At 52.2% G+C, this 18399-nt stretch carries 18 protein-coding genes and 1 pseudogene; 12 read left to right on the top strand and 7 right to left on the bottom strand.

Annotated elements, in window-relative coordinates; translation table 11 throughout:
- Positions 1–12: 12 nt before the first annotated feature.
- The 12 genes from IEV46_RS09590 to IEV46_RS09535 all read left to right on the top strand — a co-directional run bounded on the left by IEV46_RS09590 (position 13) and on the right by IEV46_RS09535 (position 11095).
- Positions 13–627: a lysophospholipid acyltransferase family protein gene (locus IEV46_RS09590; RefSeq protein WP_188432382.1), complete on the top strand. Its 615-nt coding sequence runs from the start codon at positions 13–15 to the stop codon at positions 625–627.
- A 56-nt stretch (positions 628–683) separates the two neighbouring features.
- Positions 684–890 (top strand): DUF951 domain-containing protein, encoded by a 207-nt coding sequence (locus tag IEV46_RS09585; RefSeq protein WP_040387529.1) that lies wholly within the window; start codon positions 684–686, stop codon positions 888–890.
- A gap of 634 nt (positions 891–1524) precedes the next feature.
- The gene (gene ychF, locus IEV46_RS09580; protein ID WP_188432381.1) at positions 1525–2625 is read left to right on the top strand and encodes a redox-regulated ATPase YchF; all 1101 of its coding nucleotides are present in this window, start codon (positions 1525–1527) and stop codon (positions 2623–2625) included.
- Positions 2626–2748: 123 nt separating this feature from the next.
- Entirely contained in the window at positions 2749–3042 is a 294-nt protein-coding gene (gene rpsF / locus IEV46_RS09575) for a 30S ribosomal protein S6 (protein ID WP_188432380.1), read from the top strand.
- Between the two features lie 45 nt (positions 3043–3087).
- Entirely contained in the window at positions 3088–3555 is a 468-nt protein-coding gene (gene ssb / locus IEV46_RS09570; RefSeq protein ID WP_188432379.1) for a single-stranded DNA-binding protein, read from the top strand.
- A 46-nt stretch (positions 3556–3601) separates the two neighbouring features.
- The gene (rpsR, locus tag IEV46_RS09565) at positions 3602–3829 is read left to right on the top strand and encodes a 30S ribosomal protein S18 (RefSeq protein ID WP_188432378.1); all 228 of its coding nucleotides are present in this window, start codon (positions 3602–3604) and stop codon (positions 3827–3829) included.
- A gap of 134 nt (positions 3830–3963) precedes the next feature.
- Complete coding sequence (locus IEV46_RS09560; protein ID WP_009710554.1) at positions 3964–4275, top strand: MazG-like family protein; 312 nt, start codon at positions 3964–3966, stop codon at positions 4273–4275.
- Between the two features lie 7 nt (positions 4276–4282).
- Positions 4283–5197, top strand: coding sequence for a DUF2232 domain-containing protein (locus tag IEV46_RS09555; protein WP_188432377.1), 915 nt, complete (start codon positions 4283–4285; stop codon positions 5195–5197).
- A gap of 549 nt (positions 5198–5746) precedes the next feature.
- Positions 5747–7708, top strand: coding sequence for a DHH family phosphoesterase (locus IEV46_RS09550; RefSeq protein ID WP_188432376.1), 1962 nt, complete (start codon positions 5747–5749; stop codon positions 7706–7708).
- Positions 7705–8157 (top strand): 50S ribosomal protein L9, encoded by a 453-nt coding sequence (rplI, locus tag IEV46_RS09545; protein ID WP_188432375.1) that lies wholly within the window; start codon positions 7705–7707, stop codon positions 8155–8157. The genes IEV46_RS09550 and rplI overlap by 4 nt, the downstream gene beginning before the upstream one ends.
- Before the next feature lie 166 nt (positions 8158–8323).
- Positions 8324–9673 (top strand): replicative DNA helicase, encoded by a 1350-nt coding sequence (gene dnaB / locus IEV46_RS09540; RefSeq protein ID WP_188432374.1) that lies wholly within the window; start codon positions 8324–8326, stop codon positions 9671–9673.
- A 135-nt stretch (positions 9674–9808) separates the two neighbouring features.
- Positions 9809–11095 (top strand): adenylosuccinate synthase, encoded by a 1287-nt coding sequence (locus IEV46_RS09535; RefSeq protein ID WP_188432446.1) that lies wholly within the window; start codon positions 9809–9811, stop codon positions 11093–11095.
- Positions 11096–11219: 124 nt separating this feature from the next.
- Here the strand turns inward: IEV46_RS09535 and rlmH are convergent, their stop codons facing one another.
- The 7 genes and pseudogenes from rlmH to IEV46_RS09505 form a co-directional block, all read right to left on the bottom strand.
- On the bottom strand, positions 11220–11699 hold the full coding sequence (gene rlmH / locus IEV46_RS09530) for a 23S rRNA (pseudouridine(1915)-N(3))-methyltransferase RlmH (protein ID WP_188432373.1): 480 nt from the start codon (positions 11697–11699) through the stop codon (positions 11220–11222).
- Positions 11700–11739: 40 nt separating this feature from the next.
- Positions 11740–11895: pseudogene (locus IEV46_RS18650) on the bottom strand (CxxH/CxxC protein); the annotation flags it as partial.
- A gap of 61 nt (positions 11896–11956) precedes the next feature.
- Positions 11957–13147 (bottom strand): S1C family serine protease, encoded by a 1191-nt coding sequence (locus IEV46_RS09525; protein WP_229736019.1) that lies wholly within the window; start codon positions 13145–13147, stop codon positions 11957–11959.
- A gap of 516 nt (positions 13148–13663) precedes the next feature.
- Positions 13664–14473, bottom strand: coding sequence for an MBL fold metallo-hydrolase (locus tag IEV46_RS09520; RefSeq protein WP_188432371.1), 810 nt, complete (start codon positions 14471–14473; stop codon positions 13664–13666).
- Positions 14470–15261, bottom strand: a complete 792-nt coding sequence (gene yycI, locus IEV46_RS09515) for a two-component system regulatory protein YycI (protein ID WP_188432370.1) — start codon at positions 15259–15261, stop codon at positions 14470–14472. Before yycI ends, IEV46_RS09520 begins: the two co-directional genes overlap by 4 nt.
- Complete coding sequence (gene yycH / locus IEV46_RS09510; protein ID WP_188432369.1) at positions 15231–16616, bottom strand: two-component system activity regulator YycH; 1386 nt, start codon at positions 16614–16616, stop codon at positions 15231–15233. The genes yycI and yycH overlap by 31 nt, the downstream gene beginning before the upstream one ends.
- Positions 16613–18397 carry an ATP-binding protein gene (locus tag IEV46_RS09505; RefSeq protein WP_188432368.1) on the bottom strand — a complete coding sequence of 595 codons (1785 nt, stop codon included), beginning with the start codon at positions 18395–18397 and terminating at the stop codon, positions 16613–16615. The genes yycH and IEV46_RS09505 overlap by 4 nt, the downstream gene beginning before the upstream one ends.
- Positions 18398–18399: the final 2 nt, after the last annotated feature.

The following is an 18399-nucleotide window of genomic DNA, read 5'->3' as shown; positions in this document are numbered from 1 at the left end:
AGGGAGAACCGAATGTATCGCTTGATTCAAAAGGGAATCTGTCTGTTTCTGAAGATTTACCATCGATTGGAGATGGACGGGCTGGAACATGTACCAACAAAGGGGCCGTTTTTGGTAGTGGGAAATCATATCAGTGTTCTGGATCCTTTTTATATTGCAGCCGTCCTGCCGGGACGGATTTCATTCATGGCCAAGGAGGAATCCTTCTCCCATCCTGTGAGCAGATGGTTTCTATATCGGGTGGGTGCCTTTCCCGTAAACAGAGAGGGGGTGGATACGCGCTCCCTCCGGACCGCCCTGGCTCTGTTGAAGGAAGGGAAAAGAGTGGGGATCTTTCCCGAAGGAGGCCGGAGAGAGTCAGACCCGCTGAAAGAGTTGAAAGATGGAGCCGCCTGGCTGGCAATCCGGTCCAATGTTCCAATCCTCCCTGTAGTGATCGAGGGGACGGATCAGGCTCTTTCCCGCGGCAGTCGTTGGCTTCGGCCGGCAAAAGTCCGCATTCGGTTTGGCAAGCCCCTCTCTGGTTTATACCAAGGGAAACCGAGGGGAAAACAGGAATATCTGACCGGCAGAATTCTGAACTCCTTCCGGTCTCTCCAGTCTGAATCCCAAGGGGCCCCCCGTTGAAATCCACCGACAGACTTTTTATAATAAAGGGCAACAGACAGGGAGGACGGTGGCCGATGGAGCGTAAAAGCTTTCAGCTCGGGGATGTGGTGGAGATGAAAAAAATGCACCCCTGTGGAACCAACGCTTGGAAAGTGATCCGGATGGGAATGGATATCCGGATGAAATGCACAGGGTGCGGTCACAGTGTATTGCTTCCGCGTTCTCGTTTTGAAAAACGGATGAAGCGGATCTTGGTTCATGGGGAGGCGGAGGCAGAATAAAAACACCCACAGGGCTGTTGATTAACCAAAAAGTGGACGGCGGAGGGAGTTGTGTACTGCCAAAGTGACCTTTGCCATCCTACCCAGTGGGAAGTCTTACGGGAGGGGCGTTTAGGGGCAACATTCTCCCTTGTGATACTTCGTGATCGGGCTTTGCCCCCGCCCTGACCGGAAGATTCGGAGCGGACAGTCTACACATCCTTGCTGGATGGCAACCGGAGCGGGGCAGAACACGATCTCCCCACCTAAAATATGGTTAATCAACACGCCTGAAACACCCATACCTTTATTCCAACCGGGGTCCCATGACCCCGAACCTGTACCGGTTTGGGAGCAACCAATCCGGTGTTTTTTTCGGTGAGGAAATCTTCGATAATGATTTCCTGCGGATGTTGTGCTATTTCCTTTATTCTGCAGGCTGTCCACCTTTCAAGAGCTATGGTCAGTTCAACCATAGAGTTTTTGAAACGCTTTTGTTCAATTTATGATTTCAACCCCCGCCGGGGAAATTGCCGAAGGAGGCCCGTTTTCATCCCTCCCTTCAGAATGTGGATTTCTCCCTTGTCCTTTTAACGGGTCAAGTGGTTGCCTGAGTGGGGGTTTATTCCCTGAAATCAAGAGGAGCTGACATTCCATGTCGCTTACAACCGGTATTGTCGGTCTGCCGAATGTAGGCAAATCGACCTTGTTTAATGCGATCACCCGGGCCGGTGCGGAATCGGCCAATTATCCCTTTTGCACGATTGATCCCAATGTGGGAGTGGTGGATGTTCCCGATCAACGGATGAATCGCCTGGCGGAGATCGTAAAACCCCAGCGGATCGTCCCTACATCTTTTCAATTTACTGATATTGCGGGTTTGGTGAAAGGCGCCAGCAAAGGTGAAGGTCTCGGCAACCAGTTTTTGTCCCATATCCGTGAGGTGGATGCGATCATTCACGTGGTCCGCTGTTTTGAAGATGAGAATATCACCCACGTTTCCGGCGGGGTGGATCCGGTCGGAGATATGGAGACCATCAATCTGGAGTTGGTCCTGGCAGATCTTGAAACCGTGGAACGGCGGTTGGATCGGGTCGCCCGTCAGAAGCGGAGCGGTGATGCCGAAGCGAAAAAGGAGCACGAAGTCTTGGAGAAACTGCAACAAACTTTGGCGGAGGGAAAACCGGCCCGAGGATTGAATCTGAAGGAGGAAGAGGTGGAACGGATCCGTTCTCTCCATCTGCTCACCCTTAAGAAAATGCTTTATGCCGCCAATGTGTCGGAAGAAGATGTGTCCGAACCCGGTGCCAATCCCCATGTCCGGGCCCTTCGCAAGCAAGCGGACGCGGAAGGAGCGGAGGTGGTGACCATCAGTGCCCAGTTGGAGGCGGAGATCGCAGAGTTGGAAGGGGATGAGCGGGATCAATTCCTGTCTGAGTTGGGACTGGCCGCATCCGGGTTGGATCGTTTGGTGTCGGCGGCCTATCGCCTGTTGGGATTGATCACTTATTTCACCGCCGGGGAAAAAGAGGTTCGGGCCTGGACGATCCGGCAAGGAACTCGGGCGCCGCAGGCCGCCGGTGTAATCCACTCCGACTTTGAGCGGGGATTTATCCGGGCGGAAGTGGTTTCGTTCACTGATCTGGTCCAATCCGGCTCTCTGGCCAGCGCCCGGGAGCAGGGACTCCTGCGCTCCGAGGGTAAGGATTATGTGGTCGAAGACGGAGATGTAATGCATTTTCGGTTCAATGTGTAAGAACCTTTAACCTTGCCTTCTCCAACCATCTTTGATAGAATACAGTATCGTGAATATGGATTATTCACTCCTTGCTCCGCTGATCCGGTGGGGCCGTCTCAGTCCAAAAGGAGGTGGAACAACGTGCACAAGTATGAGCTGATGTATATCCTGCGTCCGGAACTGGATGAGGAAAAAAGCAATGCCAACCGTGAAAAATTCCGGGGGATCATCGCTGACAACGGTGGGGAATCCATCGAGATGGAGCATTTCGGCAAACGCCGTTTGGCTTATATGATCGATGACCATCGCGAAGGCATTTACACTGTGGCGACCTTCAACGGCACCGTTGACACCGTAAACGAACTGGATCGTCAACTGAAGCTGGATGATGATGTGATTCGCCACATGGTGATCAACATTGATGACAAAAAGTAAGGAGCATGACACGGGACCAAAATCGGCTTTGGGGAGGGGTTGCCGATGTTAAACAGAGTGGTTCTGATCGGCCGTTTGACCAGGGATCCTGAGCTTCGCTACACACCTGGAGGTGTGGCCGTCACCAGTTTTAATTTGGCGGTCAATCGCCGTTTTACCAACCAACAGGGAGAACGGGAAGCGGACTTCATCGATATCGTGGCTTGGCGCCAACTGGCGGAAACTGTAGCCAATTACATGAAGAAGGGACGCCTGGTTGCTGTGGAAGGGCGTCTCCAGATCCGCAGTTATGAAAATCAAGAAGGCCGTCGGATCAAGGTGGCGGAAGTGGTCGCCGATAATGTCCAGTTTTTGGAGTCGCGGTCTCAAGCCGGCTCAGGTTCCGGATACAACCAGGATTATGGAGACAATGGCGGTTTTGATAAGAACCAAGGCAACCGGGGCCCCTCCACCGACCCCTTTGCGGACGACGGTAAACCGATCGATATTTCCGATGATGATCTGCCCTTTTGATCCGATTGTGGGACCAAATGAATCTCTCAGGAAAGGGGGTCTTTCCATGGCCCGCCGTCGCGGTAATAAGCGCCGGAAAGTCTGTTATTTCACAGTCAATAAGATCGAATATATCGATTACAAAGATGTGGACCTGCTCCGGAAGTTTGTCAGCGAACGGGGCAAAATCTTGCCTCGCCGGGTGACGGGGACATCTTCCAAATATCAGCGGCAGTTGACCCGGGCAATCAAACGTGCCCGGCAAATGGCTTTGTTGCCGTACACCACGGACTGATGAGGCCGAAGAAGGGGCGTGTGTGCTCCTTCTTTTTTTTGGGGATTTCCGTTTCCCTCGGGAAAAGAAGGAAAATGACAGGTAATTGTTGAAATTAGCACCTGAGTCAAGCTTTTTCGAGGGGTGTGGAATCCATGAGCAGGCCGGAGAGAAGCATGCACATCGCAAAAAGCATGAAAGCGATCGAATGGTTGAAAACTGAGATACTGGATCAAATTGCAAATCTGTATAAGGGATTGCATACGGCGAACCAATCCCTCATTTCCGACAGTCTGGCCAGCCTGGTGGTTGCCACCTATGTTCTTGCCCGACGGGTGGGGTTTTCTTTCCGGGAAGTGGATCAGGCGGTGACGAGAAAACTTCGAGAACATGCAAGAGAACGTCACCAGTTGGAAGATTGGTACGGCGATCTCTCCCAGTTGGAAGAATACATTAACAAGAGGTGAACCGGGTTTGCCCCGTATTCCAGAGGTTCGTGATGGACTGATCACCACGATGCTGTTCCTGCTCATTGTCTTCTCATTGATGACTCCACTGAACATCTTGACCATCTGGCTTCTTCCCCTCCCTTTTTTACTTCAGACAGCAAAAAACGGATGGGTTTCCGCTGTCTTCCCAATTCTCCTCATTATATTCTCCTTTCTGGCTGTCACCGATCATCTGTTCTATCCGGGGGCTGTTTTATTGGTGGCGACGGCCGGAGTGGTCATGGGGGTGTTGTACCGGCGCCCTGACACTTCCGGAACGGATGTGGTACTGGGGGGGTTGACGATTGTAGGGATCAGTCTTTTGATCCTGATGATGGCAGCCACTCATTATTTTGATCTCCAGAATCGGTTGAACAGCTACCTGGCGGAAGAGTGGCAGCGGAATGCGGAGTGGTTCCGGATTTACGGGGTGGAATCCGCCACGGATTTGATCCCCTACGTGGCCACAGTGATTCCGTCTGTGATTTTCATGCTGGCCGTCCCCGTTCCGCTGTTCAATCTTGTGGTGGCTCGCAAATGGCTTACCCGTCGGGGATTGCCCGGGAAATATTTGCCCCCATTCAGAGAATGGCGCCTGCCTCGTTCATTCTTCTACTTCTATCTCGTGTTTTTTCTTCTGTTTCTTATTTTAGGAGTCGGGGAAGAGTCGTCCATGTGGATTCCGGCCAATGTGATGACCGTGCTGTTCTTTCTCTTCTACATACAGGGACTTTCCTTCATTGCTTGGCTCCTCCATCGATCGGGAAAAGGGAAGGGTTGGGTGATTCTTGTTTCTCTTGGTTCCCTTCTGATTTCCCTGTTTACCGTGGTCGTTCATCTGCTGGGGATCATGGATACTGGGAGTAAGATCCGGAAGTGGATGGACAGTAAAAGGGAGTGACTGATCAAGAATTCTCGGACCTTGCTGAAATCATCGCCTCATCCCTGTGAAATCATCCCCAACTGGGGTAAAATAGAAAAAATCAGGCGTGTTGATTAGTCATATTTTGGTTGGGGAGATCGTGTTCTACCACGCGACGGTTACAATCATAAGGAACAAGTCGCACCTGGGGGCGTTCCTCCCTAGTCGGCTTGCCATCCTGCAGGGAAGTAATGACCGGCCGCTCCGGACACTGATTGTTGGGCAGGGGCAAAAGCCTTGCGGAAGCGTCACAAGGAAAATGTTGCCCCTAAACGCCCTCCCGTAAGATTTCCCGCTGAGTAGGAGGGCGACCTTCACCAGGGCTTCAGCTCATTTGGATTGCAGTACCTGTGGTGCAAAGGTCGCTTTGCACCCATAGGGCACAAGTCTCGCCAGAATCGCTTCGCCCCCGTTCTCGCTATGGCAACGTAGGGTTGCCATCTCCCCGCCCATTTTATGGCTAATCAACTGCCCTGAGAAAAGATATCTTTTTGTAAAATACGGGTTCCGGGAGTAAGGGAGGTCATCATGCCGAATCTTATCACGAAACGGTGGCACGGTTATCACATGGTTTTGGCCATGTGTTTCAGTTTGGTGTTGATCGCCCTTCTGTCCACCTACAACTGGGCCTTCGCCTTGATTGGACTCTTCTTTTATCTGTTGTTGGGGTATGTGCTCTACCGGGCGGAAAAGCAATTCAGACACGAATTTAATGAATACGTCCAAACCCTTACCCAACGGGTGAAGGGGGCCAATCAAGCAGCCTTTGATGAGATGCCTGTGGGGATCCTCCTTTATGATCGGAAAGGTCAGGTGGTCTGGCACAATCCCTTTATCAAAGGGATGGCAGACAAGGATTCCCTCGTCGGGTCAGCTGTGACCGATGTATTTCCCGACTTGGCCGGTAACGGGAGCGACACGGAGAAGCTCCTCTTGAACAACAGGACCTTTGAAGTGATTCATGATCATGAAGAGCGGTTGTATTTTTTCCGGGAGATCACCCGCTTGGAAGAATTGAGAAAACGATATGAACGGGAACAAAATATCGTTGGCTTTCTTCATATGGATAATTTTGAGGAAGCGGGAGCGGGCTTGGATGATCAGGAGCGGACTCTGCTAGTAACCGATGTGCAGTCGGTGATCACCCGTTGGGCACAGAAACAGGATATCACCCTCAAGAAGTTTGATGCGGAGAAATATTTCATGGTTTTTCGCCGGGAAACCTTGGAGCGCCTGATCCGGAATCGTTTTGACATCCTGGATGTGGTGCGGGAGATGACCCACCACAACAAAATTCCGATTACGCTGAGCATCGGTGTGGCCACCTTCCGTTCTTCGGTTGTGGAGCAGACTCATGCAGCGGAAGCGGCCCTGGATATTGCTCTGGCGAGGGGTGGAGACCAGGCGGCAGTCCAGCAAAAGGACCGAGTGGTCTTTTTTGGGGGAAAAACCAATGCCGTGGAGAAAAGGACCCGTGTTCGGGCTCGGGTGATCTCCTATGCACTTACCAATCTGATCCGAGACAGTGAACGGGTATTGATCATGGGTCACGATCAGCCAGATATGGATGCAGTGGGAGCGGCAATCGGCGTCTTGCGGTCGGTTCGTATGGCGGATCGGGAAGGATATATCATTTTAAAGGACTCCAACCCTTCCATCGATGCCTTGATGACGGCCATCTCGGAACATCATTCCCTGGAGGGGGCTTTCATCCCGCCGGAAAAAGCTCTTTCTCTCACCGGAAAGAACACCCTGCTCATTTTGGTGGATACCCATAAGCCATCTTTGACCATTGAACCCCGGCTGGTGGAACGGTCGGAACGGGTGGTGGTGATCGATCATCATCGTCGCGGAGAGGAATTTGTGAAAGATCCGGTATTGGTTTACCTGGAACCTTATGCCTCTTCCACCAGCGAATTGGTGACAGAGTTATTACAGTACCAGGATGAACGGTTGACCATTGAACCCTTGGAGACTACCGCCCTGTTGGCGGGGATTGTGGTGGATACCAAAAGCTTCGCTTTCCGGTCGGGTTCCCGAACCTTTGAAGCGGCATCTTTTCTCCGCCGGCACGGAGCTGATCTGTCCATGGTTCAAACGCTGTTGAAGGAGGATCTTTTCCGCTTCGTCAAACGGGCTGAGATTGTCAAAAATACGGAAGTGGTATACGATAAAATTGCGATCGCCATCGGGGAAAAGGATGAGCGGTATGACCAACTCATCATTGCCCAGGCGGCAGATACGTTGCTCAATATGAAAGGGATCAGTGCCTCCTTTGTCATCGGGTGGAGGGATGATGGCAAAGTGGCAATCAGTGCCCGCTCTTTGGGAGAGCCCAACGTTCAGTTGATCATGGAATCCCTCGGTGGCGGAGGACACTTGACCAATGCAGCGGTACAGTTCGAGGGACTGACCCCGCTGGAAGCGCGACAGCGCTTGCAGGAAGTATTGAGGGAGTATTGTGAAGAGGAAGGGGGCGGCGTCAAGTGAAAGTGATCTTCCAACAGGATGTCAAAGGCCAGGGGAAAAAGGGGGAAGTGAAGGAAGTCTCCGAAGGGTATGCCCGTAATTTTTTGTTTCCCCGGAAATTGGCTGTAGCAGCCTCCGCTGGCAATCTGAATACTCTAAAAGAACAGCGACGACGGGAAGAAGAACGGAAGAAAGAAGAGTTATCCCGGTCCAGGCAGCTGGCGGAGAAATTGGAAAAGACGGAGATTACCCTCCATACCAAAGCCGGAGAGGGCGGCCGTCTGTTCGGTTCGGTTACTTCCAAACAAATCAGCCGTTATCTGGAAAGAGAATACGGCCTTCAAGTGGATAAAAAGAAGATACAATTGAGTGAGCCCATCCGCACACTCGGTGTAACCAAAGTGCCGGTGAAACTGCATCCGAAGGTGACGGCGACTCTTTCCGTACAGGTCTTGGAGGAGAAAAGTTGAATATAAAGAGAAGCGACTTCCCTAATTGGAAAGAGAGTCAACGGGTGATAGAGACTGAACGTTCGGTTGCAGGGCGTGGAGCGGCCTCCCGATTTTGGATTTAACAGCTCCGGCGCTTCAGAGGGGGAAGCGCCTTTTTTTTGTAGAGGGTGGAGGATGATGGAGGATGAGTGAATTATTTGCGGATCGGATGCCACCCCACAACCAGGAAGCTGAGCAAGCGGTTCTGGGGGCGATCCTGATCGAACCTTCCGTGTTGGTCACGGTTTTGGAGCGGATCCGACCGGAGGACTTTTACCGACAGGCTCATCAGCGTCTGCTTCAGGTGATCATAGATTTGAATGAGCAAGGGGAACCGATCGACTTGGTAACCCTGACATCGGCGCTCTCAGACCGGAAACTGCTGGACGAGGTCGGGGGAGTTTCCTACCTGACGGAATTGGCGGAATCGGTGCCTACAGCGGCCAATGTGGATTATTACAGCCGGATTGTGGAGGAGAAGTCTGTTCTCCGCCGCTTGATCCGAACTGCCACTGAAATTGCCACCTCTGGTTATACCGGTGGGGACGAGGTGGCCCATGTGATCGATTCTGCCGAAAAGAAAATCCTGGAGATCTCCCAACGTCGAATAGGCAAAGGGTTTACCCCCATCCGGGAGATTTTGATGGAAACCTATGAACGGATCGAAAGCCTTCACTACAATAAAGGGAAGTTGACCGGAATCCCTTCGGGATATACGGATCTGGATCGGATGACTTCCGGTTTTCAGAAGTCGGATCTGATTATCCTGGCGGCCCGACCCAGCATGGGAAAGACTGCTTTCAGTCTGAATGTGGCCCAAAACGTGGCTGTCCGGGCAGGTGTACCCGTGGCTATCTTCAATCTGGAGATGTCCGCTCCCCAGTTGGTGCAACGGATGTTGGCGGCAGAGGGAAACATCGATGCCCAAGTGTTTCGGACAGGGGAGCTGGCGGAGGAAGATTGGGAAAAACTTACTATGGCGATCAGCTCTTTGTCGGAAGCTCCCATCTTTATCGATGACACTCCGGGAGTCACTGTCTTTGAGATTCGTTCCAAGTTGCGGCGTCTGCAGGCGGAACACGGTTTGGGAATGGTTCTGATCGACTACCTGCAGCTGATTGAAGGCAAGGGGCGGGACAGTCGCCAGCAGGAGATCTCTGAGATCTCGCGGTCGTTGAAGTTACTGGCACGGGAGCTGAATGTTCCGGTGATCGCTCTTTCTCAGCTGTCACGTGCGGTGGAACAGCGGCAGGACAAACGGCCGATGCTGTCCGATCTTCGGGAATCCGGCTCCATTGAGCAGGATGCCGATATTGTATCCTTTCTGTACCGGGATGATTATTATAACGAGGATTCGGAGAAAAAGAATATAATCGAAGTGATCCTGGCCAAACATCGGAACGGTCCGGTGGGGAAGGTGGAACTTCTCTTCTTGAAGAACTATAATAAGTTTCTCAGTCTGGATCTGCATCATGGCCAGCAAGAGAATGGATAAAAAGCGAATGATTTTATATTTATATATCTTAATGTTCGGTTTTTCGTTGACACTGAACTTTTTTCACTGTACACTGATAAAGGCTGAATGCAGGAGGTCGTGAGCAGAACCCGTCAGGAAAGGAGAGCCTTGATCATGTCGACGGTGGTCGTTGTCGGGACTCAGTGGGGGGACGAAGGGAAAGGAAAGATTACTGATTTCCTTGCGGAAAAGGCGGAAGTGGTCGCTCGCTACCAGGGAGGAAACAATGCCGGTCATACCATTGTCTTTGGTGGAAAGCGATATAAACTTCATTTGATTCCGTCAGGAATCTTTTATTCCGAAAAGGTTTGCGTTCTGGGAAACGGAATGGTGCTTCACCCGCAGGCGATGGTGGAAGAGTTGGATTATCTTGAGGAACATGGAGTTTCCACCGGCAATTTGCGGATCTCAGACCGGGCCCATGTGATCATGCCATATCATATCAAGCTGGACATGGCGGAGGAAAACCGCAAGGGTTCAGGAAAAATCGGAACCACTGGAAAAGGGATCGGTCCCGCCTATATGGACAAGGCGGCCCGAATCGGAATCCGGGTCTCCGATCTTCTGGACCGGAATCGTTTTGCTGCCAAACTGAAAAAGACCCTGGAAGACAAGAACCGGTTGCTGGAGAAGTATTATGACACCACCGGGTTCACTTTTGAGGAGATATACCAGCCCTATCTGAGCTGTGCGGAGCGGATCCGCCCTTATGTGACAGACACCTCCGTCGTCTTGAACGAGGCGATCGACCAAGGGAAGCGGATATTGTTTGAAGGGGCTCAGGGTGTGATGCTGGATATTGATCAGGGAACGTATCCCTTTGTCACTTCTTCCAATCCAGTTGCCGGAGGTGTCTGTATCGGATCCGGTGTGGGGCCTACCAAGATCCATCAAGTGATCGGAGTGGCCAAAGCCTACACCACCCGGGTCGGGGACGGCCCGTTCCCGACGGAACTTCACGATGACACGGGGGAACGGATCAGGGAAGTGGGACGGGAGTATGGAACGACTACAGGGCGCCCCCGCCGGGTGGGGTGGTTTGACAGTGTGGTGGTGCGCCATGCTCGCCGGGTGAGTGGGATCACCGGTCTCTCCCTGAATTCCCTGGACGTGTTGACCGGCCTCCCCACAGTCAAGATTTGCACAGCTTACCGTTACCGGGGACAGGTATTGGAAAACTATCCGGCCAACTTGGATATACTGGCGGAATGTGAACCGGTGGTTGAAGAGTTGCCAGGGTGGGAGGAGGACATCACCGGAGTGCGGAATCTGTCAGACCTTCCCTTGGCGGCCCAGCATTATGTAGAGCGGATCACTCACCTGACGGGAATCCCCCTCACTCTCTTTTCTGTCGGTCCCGATCGGGAGCAGACCATTCAAGTACGTCCGGTGTACGCTTGAATCACTGCAGCTGTTCAGAAATACAGCAATGGATTTATCAAAAGCGCTCTTCCATGGCGCTTTTTTTTATGGAAGTTTACCCACCTTCCCGCCCAGCAGGGGAAGGTGGGTACGAGAGGTTCCTTTACTTATGATAAGTTTCTCCGCGGTTGATCTTGAAGGAGCGGTAGAGTTGTTCCAATAAAATTAAACGCATCAATTGGTGGGGAAACGTCATCTTGGAAAAGGACAAGGAGTAATCAGCCCGTTGCCTCACCTGTTCTGACAATCCATAGGAGCCGCCGATGATAAAAGCGATGCGGCTTTTACCGTAGGTAGCCAGTTGTTCCAAGTGGTTGGCCAAAGTTTCGGAGGACAGTGCAACCCCTTGGATGACAAGGGCGATGGTGTAGGTATCCGGAGACAACTGACGGAGGATCCGTTCCCCTTCCCGGTTGGTCACCCGCCGGATTTCAGCTTCATTCAGAGGTTCTGCGGTCTTTTCCTCGGCAATCTCTTTCACTTCCACTTTGGCGTAGGTTGAGATTCGCTGAAGATAGTCTTCCACCCCCATGCGAAGATAAGATTCCTTCAACTTTCCCACCGCAAGGATTTGAATTTTCATTTTCTCCTCCCATTCTTTCATTCAGGGTCAGTAGATAATCCGGCTTTTTTCCACACCATTGGCAACGGACTTCTCCGGCGCACTCTTTCGTTGTCAGGGGGAGGAGATCCGGGGCCCGACCCTGTTCATCCACCATTTCGTCCAGGACAGGATCGAGATGTTCAGCACAAGCATACCGGATCAGGCATTCCCGCATGGATTTCACTCCTTTTTGCGGCAAAGGATCCGCCCCGCACTCGCGGGGCGGAGAGGAAGGGTTATGACAGGTGTTTGGGAGCTTTGGTCAAGGTAAGGGTGACACTTTTCTTCTCACCGTCACGATAAAAGACGACTTTCATCTGATCACCGATCTCTTTTTTCTTCCACAGATAGGATCGAAGGTCGGAGCCGTCCCGGATCTTTTGTTCGTCCAGTTGAACAATGACGTCCAACCGTTGCAATCCCGCTTTGGCAGAACTGCTGCCCGGGGTGATGTCCAGGATGACGACGCCCCGTGTGACAGAATCGGGCAGATGAAGTTTGGTGGAACGGGCTTGCAAATCAACCGTTTCCAGATCCCTTAGTGCGACACCCAGATAAGGCCGGTGCACCTCGCCGAATTGGATCAGATCATTGAGGATCGGTTTGGCGTCATTGACAGGGATGGCAAAGCCGAGTCCCTCCACCCCCTGTTCCGCAATCTTGAGGCTGTTGATGCCGATCAGCTGACCGGCGGCGTTAACCAGAGCTCCACCACTGTTTCCGGGGTTGATGGCGGCATCTGTCTGGATCACGTCCATATCCATCGTTTCGGAAACCTTGATTTGCCGTTGGGGAGAACTGATTACTCCGGCGGTGACTGATTGGGAAAATTCCAGTCCGAGGGGATTTCCGATGGCAATCGCCGGTTCACCCGCCTTCACTTGATCCGAGTTGCCGAATTTGGCCACCTTTGTCACGTATTTTGATGAAATCTCCAGAACAGCCAGATCGGTGGCCTTGTCACTGCCCAACAGTTTGGCTCCAACGTTCTTCCCGCCGTCTTCCCCGGGAATCACCACACCGATTTGGCTGGCACCCTCAATCACATGGTGGTTGGTCACCACCAAAGCTTTCTCCCCTTTTTTCTCAAAGATAACTCCGGAGCCAGTTCCACTTTGCACAGGTTCCTGGTTGAAGGGGCCACCGCTCTCCTGTATGTTGACCACACCCACCACCGCCGGACGCACTTGCTGCACTGCCTTGGTGATATCATTGTTCACATCGACGCTGACAGATTGGGTGGGGCCGGCTCCTTCCGAGAGGGGGGCATTTCCGCGGGAAAAGTATTCTTGTGGCAACAGGCCCATCCTCACCAAGGCCGGGGACAGGGTGAGGACCAGGAGCCCTCCAATCACGGCGGATATGATTGCAGTCAGAAACACCAACATGCCGCGGCGTACACGGTCAGATTGGTCATAATAGCCCACGGCATCAAGCCTCCTCATTTCATTTTTGCGTGAGAGCCTGTTTTTACTATTTCCCATTCATCCCGAATTAAAGCCCAAATCGCTTGTATTTCGGAATCCGGTTTCACCTGGCTGTTCAATGGTTTCCTGGGACGGGGATCTTGGGACTCCTCGGGGAACATGAGTTGTTCCCACTACCATATCATAACAAGGTGATAGGTCGGACAAAAGGGAGGAGAGTGGTTTCTCATGAACTTTTTTAGTGCTACTTTGATTGTGGATGAATTTCGCCAATGTTGACGAATAGTGTATGAAGTCAACAGTGAGACTACATCCAGAAGCATTGTGATTTAAATCGTTCTTGGGGAGACGGGATCGAGTTTCACAGGAAGCCTCTTATTGCCAGAACAAATGAAGCGGGATGTGAAACCCAATCCTCCCTGTGATGTTGTTTCACAACGCTTCCAGAGCCAGAATTACTGACAATGCTCGATATCCGCTGATGATTTTAAACCTCAAAGCAGTATAGAAGGCCCTTCACAAAAAGCGGTGCTTTTTTTCAAGTGTGGTGAGTGGGGTGGGACGGTCCGGGTGGGTCTCCCAAAGTCGGACGTCCCGTCCCACGTGAAGCCCCTGTTCTTGAAGCACCTCTTTGACGGTCAGATGTGCGAGCTCAGTCAGATTGTTATCCTGGCTGAGATGGGCGAGAAAGATATCCTCCCCGTTTCCCCTCAAAATCTCCACAAGAGCCCATCCCGCATCTTCATTGGAAAGGTGACCCACATCGCTCAGGATCCTCCTTTTCACATTCCAAGGGTATCTTCCCATCCGCAACATATTGACATCGTGATTGGACTCAAAGATGAGGGCGTCACAGCCGGCCACCTTGTCAAGAATCCGCTGATGGATGTATCCGGTGTCGGTTACCAGGCCCAACTGGGCCCCTTCATGATGAAAGCAAAATCCCATCGGTTCCGCTGCATCATGGGAGATCGGAAAGGACTCCACTGTCAGGTCTTCCAATTCCAGTGTGGACAGAGTGGAGAAGACATGTTGTTGTTCCGGAGGGATCCGGCCCACACTGGAGGGAAGACTCTCCCAGGTGGCTTCATTCATATAAACGGGCAGTCCGTATCTGCGGGCGAAGACACCCAACCCTTTGATATGGTCGCTGTGTTCGTGGGTTACTAGAATAGCTTGAAGAGTGGAAGGATTGACATCGATGGAACGGAGAAGATTCTCCAGCTGTTTCCCGCTCAATCCGGCATCCACCAGAATTCGGGTCCTCCCGGTTTCCACATACAGAGCATTTCCACTGCTGCCGCTCGCCAGGACACTGAATTTCAATTCAATCTTCCTCTTTCTGTTTGTTGCTCATGGATCTGACTGTTGGTATCAATTTCGCTGGCACCGGTGATTGCATTGACATAGAATGTGGTGTCCTCGGTGCGGATTCTCCAGACGGGGGACAATAACCGTTTATCGCCGTCATAGGACTGGCCGTGGTAGCCCAAGGTGACATCGGTGACCGCGGAGCCCTCCCGGATCTGGCCTGATTTGATCAGAGTGACCAGTGCACTTTGAGCCGACCAACCGGGTCGGGTGGCGGTATGGTTGTCTGAGCGGATCTGATAAGGGGTGAGTTCCAGTCGGGTGATGCTCTCTCCTTCCATGACCACGGTCAGACGATCATCAAAGATCGGCCGATCGTTCCACATTTGGAAAAAGGTTGAGGAATCCCCTTCCGCTTCGTCCAACAACTTGTATTGCTTCAGGTCGGGGACGTACTGGTTCAGGATTTTCTTCAAGTCCCCGTTTTTCTGCAAAGGAGTCCCGAAAGTTAGTGTGTAACCTCCTGATGAGTTTTTCCGCCAACGTGGATCCTGTTTGCGCAGGTTCTCTATTTGGAGAGGTTCGGCCTGCAAATAGGAGACGTTGGGAGTGTTTTCCGGAAGTTGGTCCCGAATGTGGATGTTTTTATCGGAAGTGAGCTCCGTCAGCTCCCTCCGGGTATCCTGGGATACCTGCTGGGTCTGGGATTGTTCCCCCTTCGCCTCGAGCAATTGGTAGGCGAGAAAAACATTTAGAGAGAAAAAAGCCAGGATCAGGATGGATTTGGCTTTGCTCCAATCCATTTTGCCCCCCTCCCCTCTTCCGAAGCCGCCAGGAACCCCTGTTTGCCATTTTGAAATTGAATCACCCATACCGGTTCCAGTTCCATCTTTTTTTCCTTCAACGCAGCCTGGTAGCCGGGATGGATGGAACGAAGATTTGCCCAATCGGAGCCCACACTCTTCAAAGCCGTGAGCACTTCATTGCGTGTTGGCAGCCGGCTCTTTTCCTCCCGGCTGGGCTGGGGAGAGAAATAATGGAGAGACCGTTCATAGGTGGAAACCCCTTGCCGAGCGGTCAATCGAATGGTGTTCAATCCGGAGCGTTCGGAGGCGTACACGGGGTAGCCCTTCAGATAGAGTTGAAAAATGTAGTTATTGCTTCCGTTGTCCAAATCCATCTCCACGCGATCCAAGAGGAAGTTTCCTGTCCAGCCATTATGCCGATTCATAAATGTGGTGATCGTGGCCAGATCATTGCTGGGAGAGGATTCCTCCCCGGTCTCGTTCAAGGGATTGTTGTACACCATGGTCTGATTTTGCTCGTTATGCTGAAGAGTTCGCCCGGAGTCTGAATCCATATAGATGTAGGTGGAATCAAACACCTGGCTTCTTTTCGGGTTGTATGGATTTCTGAACAGGATCAGGATCATGTCGTTCACATCGATTTTTTTGGGACGAAAGGTGAGTCGGTTCACCACGGGGGATTTCTCCGGAAGGTAAAAGGCATAGGGAATTTCCCCGTCCCTCAGCTTTTTCTTATCCAGGTTGGATTTCCCGTCGGGGAAGACCGGGTGGAGAAGTTCTCCCTTGAACCGTTCTGCCTGGTCCAACCAATCTGTGTAATCCCGGATCAGAGCGGTTCCCTCCAGCACCGATTGTTCCCGGTCTGAAATCAACCAGATGGTGACTCGGTTGTTGTCTCCCTCTCCAAAAAGCCAAATTCGGTTGATAAATTGGAGTCCGTGGATCTCCTCGTTTCCGGAGAAAAAGGTATTCACCACATCAGCAGGGAAATCCTGGTGAAACCTCAACTCCAGTCCCGGCTCATTCTTCATCAATCCGATCCACTGGGCGGGAGAGGGTTCCACGGTTCGAATATCTTCCAACCGGGCACGATGGAGTTGATCTGTCAGGGACCAATACTCCTTGCCGGGGAGGATCCGCTGCTGTCTTCCTTCCCGATGCAACAGGATCTCCGGAGGAGAGATCAATTGATATCCCCCTTTCTTTTGAAAGGTTTCATGTCCGATTTTGGGGATATCTTCGACGTTTCTTTTTTCCTGGTAGGACGGCGAACTGTACCAGAGGATCCCGGTTTGGAGCAAACTTGCGCCCACCAGGAAGATCAAGGCCAGGGATTTCAGATGCTCCTTCACAACTGCGTCACCTCCGGCTCACAGGGCGGGAGTGTGAATCGTACGGTGGTTCCCTTTCCATACGTGCTTTCCAGTTGGATCGAACCTCCGTGGGCCCGCACGATTTCCCGGGCGATGGAAAGGCCCAGCCCGGTCCCGCCCAACCTGCGGGAGCGGGCTTTGTCCACCCGGTAGAAACGTTCGAAAATTCGTTCCAGGTCCTTTTTGGGAATCCCGATTCCTTTGTCGGCGATAGACACCTGCACGTACCCATCAGAACATTTGCGGGCAGACAGAGAGATCTTTTTCCCCTCAGGGGTGTACTTGACTGCGTTGGACAGAAGATTGTCCAGGACCTGATCGATTTGGTCCCGATCAGCGTAGACCCGTGGCAGGTCCTCCTCCAGGGAAAGTTGGAAATCGATCTCTTTCTGCCGGCATTGGAAGGAAAACCGGTCAGCGGCATCCGACAGGACGGTTTCCAGTGGGAGCGGGACTTTGCGGAAGCGGACTTTCTCGGCATCCAATCGGGACAACTGCAACAAATCGTGGATCAGCCGGGTCATGCGCTCCGCTTCCTGCCGGGTTACCCGCATAAAACGGGAGGCCAGTTCCGGTTCTTCCATCACCCCACCTTCATCCAAGGCTTCCAGATAGCTTTTGATGGTCGTCAGCGGTGTTCGCAACTCGTGGGAGACGTTGGCCACAAATTCCTTCCGCTGTCTGTCCAGCTTATCTTCTTCCGTCACATCCTGCAAAACTACGATCAGGCCTACAGCTTCCTTGGCCCGGAGAACCGGGGTGAAGGTGAGTTTGATGATGGTCTGCTCTTCCTCGTCCTGTGCATCTAGTTCCAGGAAGGTTTGCCTCTCTTCCGTCACCGGGAAAACCAGGGGATTGGCCAAAGGTAGAACCTGGTTGATCGCTTCCCCGTCGCTGATTTTTTTGTCCAGCATCTCTTCCGCCCTGCGGTTGGAGACAATCACTCTTCCCTTGCGATTGGTGGCGATCACCCCGTCACTCATGTTGGCCAAGACGGACTGCAGTCGACCTTTCTCCTCCTCGTTTTGGGAGAGGGCGTCTCTCAGATGTTGGGCGAGATGGTTGAAGGCTGAGGCCAGCTTTCCGATCTCATCATCGCTTTTGACCGTCACTTGGCGGTCAAAGTCACCTTCGGCCATGACCGTGGCCTGTTCTGTGATCTCCTTGATCGGATTGGTGATGGTCCGGGCGAGGACAATCCCCAGGACGGAGGAACCTACCATGGAGACCACTGTGATTTTGATCAGAATCTCTGTGATGTTGCGGATGTTTTCATACATCTCCCGCATCGGTGCTTCGATATAGACGGCGCCGAGAACCTTGCCGTCCTTCTTGATGGGGAGACTGAACAACATGTATCGGTTGCCGGCTTTGGGAATGATCTTGGTCAGTTTTTCTTTACCTTGCAAGATGGGGTTCACCCAGGTGTTTTTCTGTGCCTGGGAGCTGTCGTCTCCAGTGGTAGCGATGATAAAGCCGTCCTGGTTCACGATCTGGACGGTATTTTTTTTATCCAGCGTGAGTTGATCCAGGAGTTTATCCAGTTTTTTTCGGTCAGAATCAGCCATGGCGGAGGTGCCGATGACGGAACGGATGGATCCGGCCTGCTTTTCCAGACTGTTTTCGAGATTGTTTTCAAAGGTGGACTTCAGCTCCTTGAAAAAATAGACCCCGATCAGTTGCATGGAGATCAGAAGCAGCAAGCCGTATATGGTCACCAGTTTCCAGTGGACGCTGTTGAAAATGCGCAGCCATTTCATGA

It is taken from the genome of Kroppenstedtia guangzhouensis, assembly GCF_014637345.1.
In the GTDB taxonomy this organism is placed as follows: Bacteria; Bacillota; Bacilli; order Thermoactinomycetales; family DSM-45169; genus Kroppenstedtia; species Kroppenstedtia guangzhouensis.
This window is presented reverse-complemented; position numbering and strand designations above follow the sequence as displayed.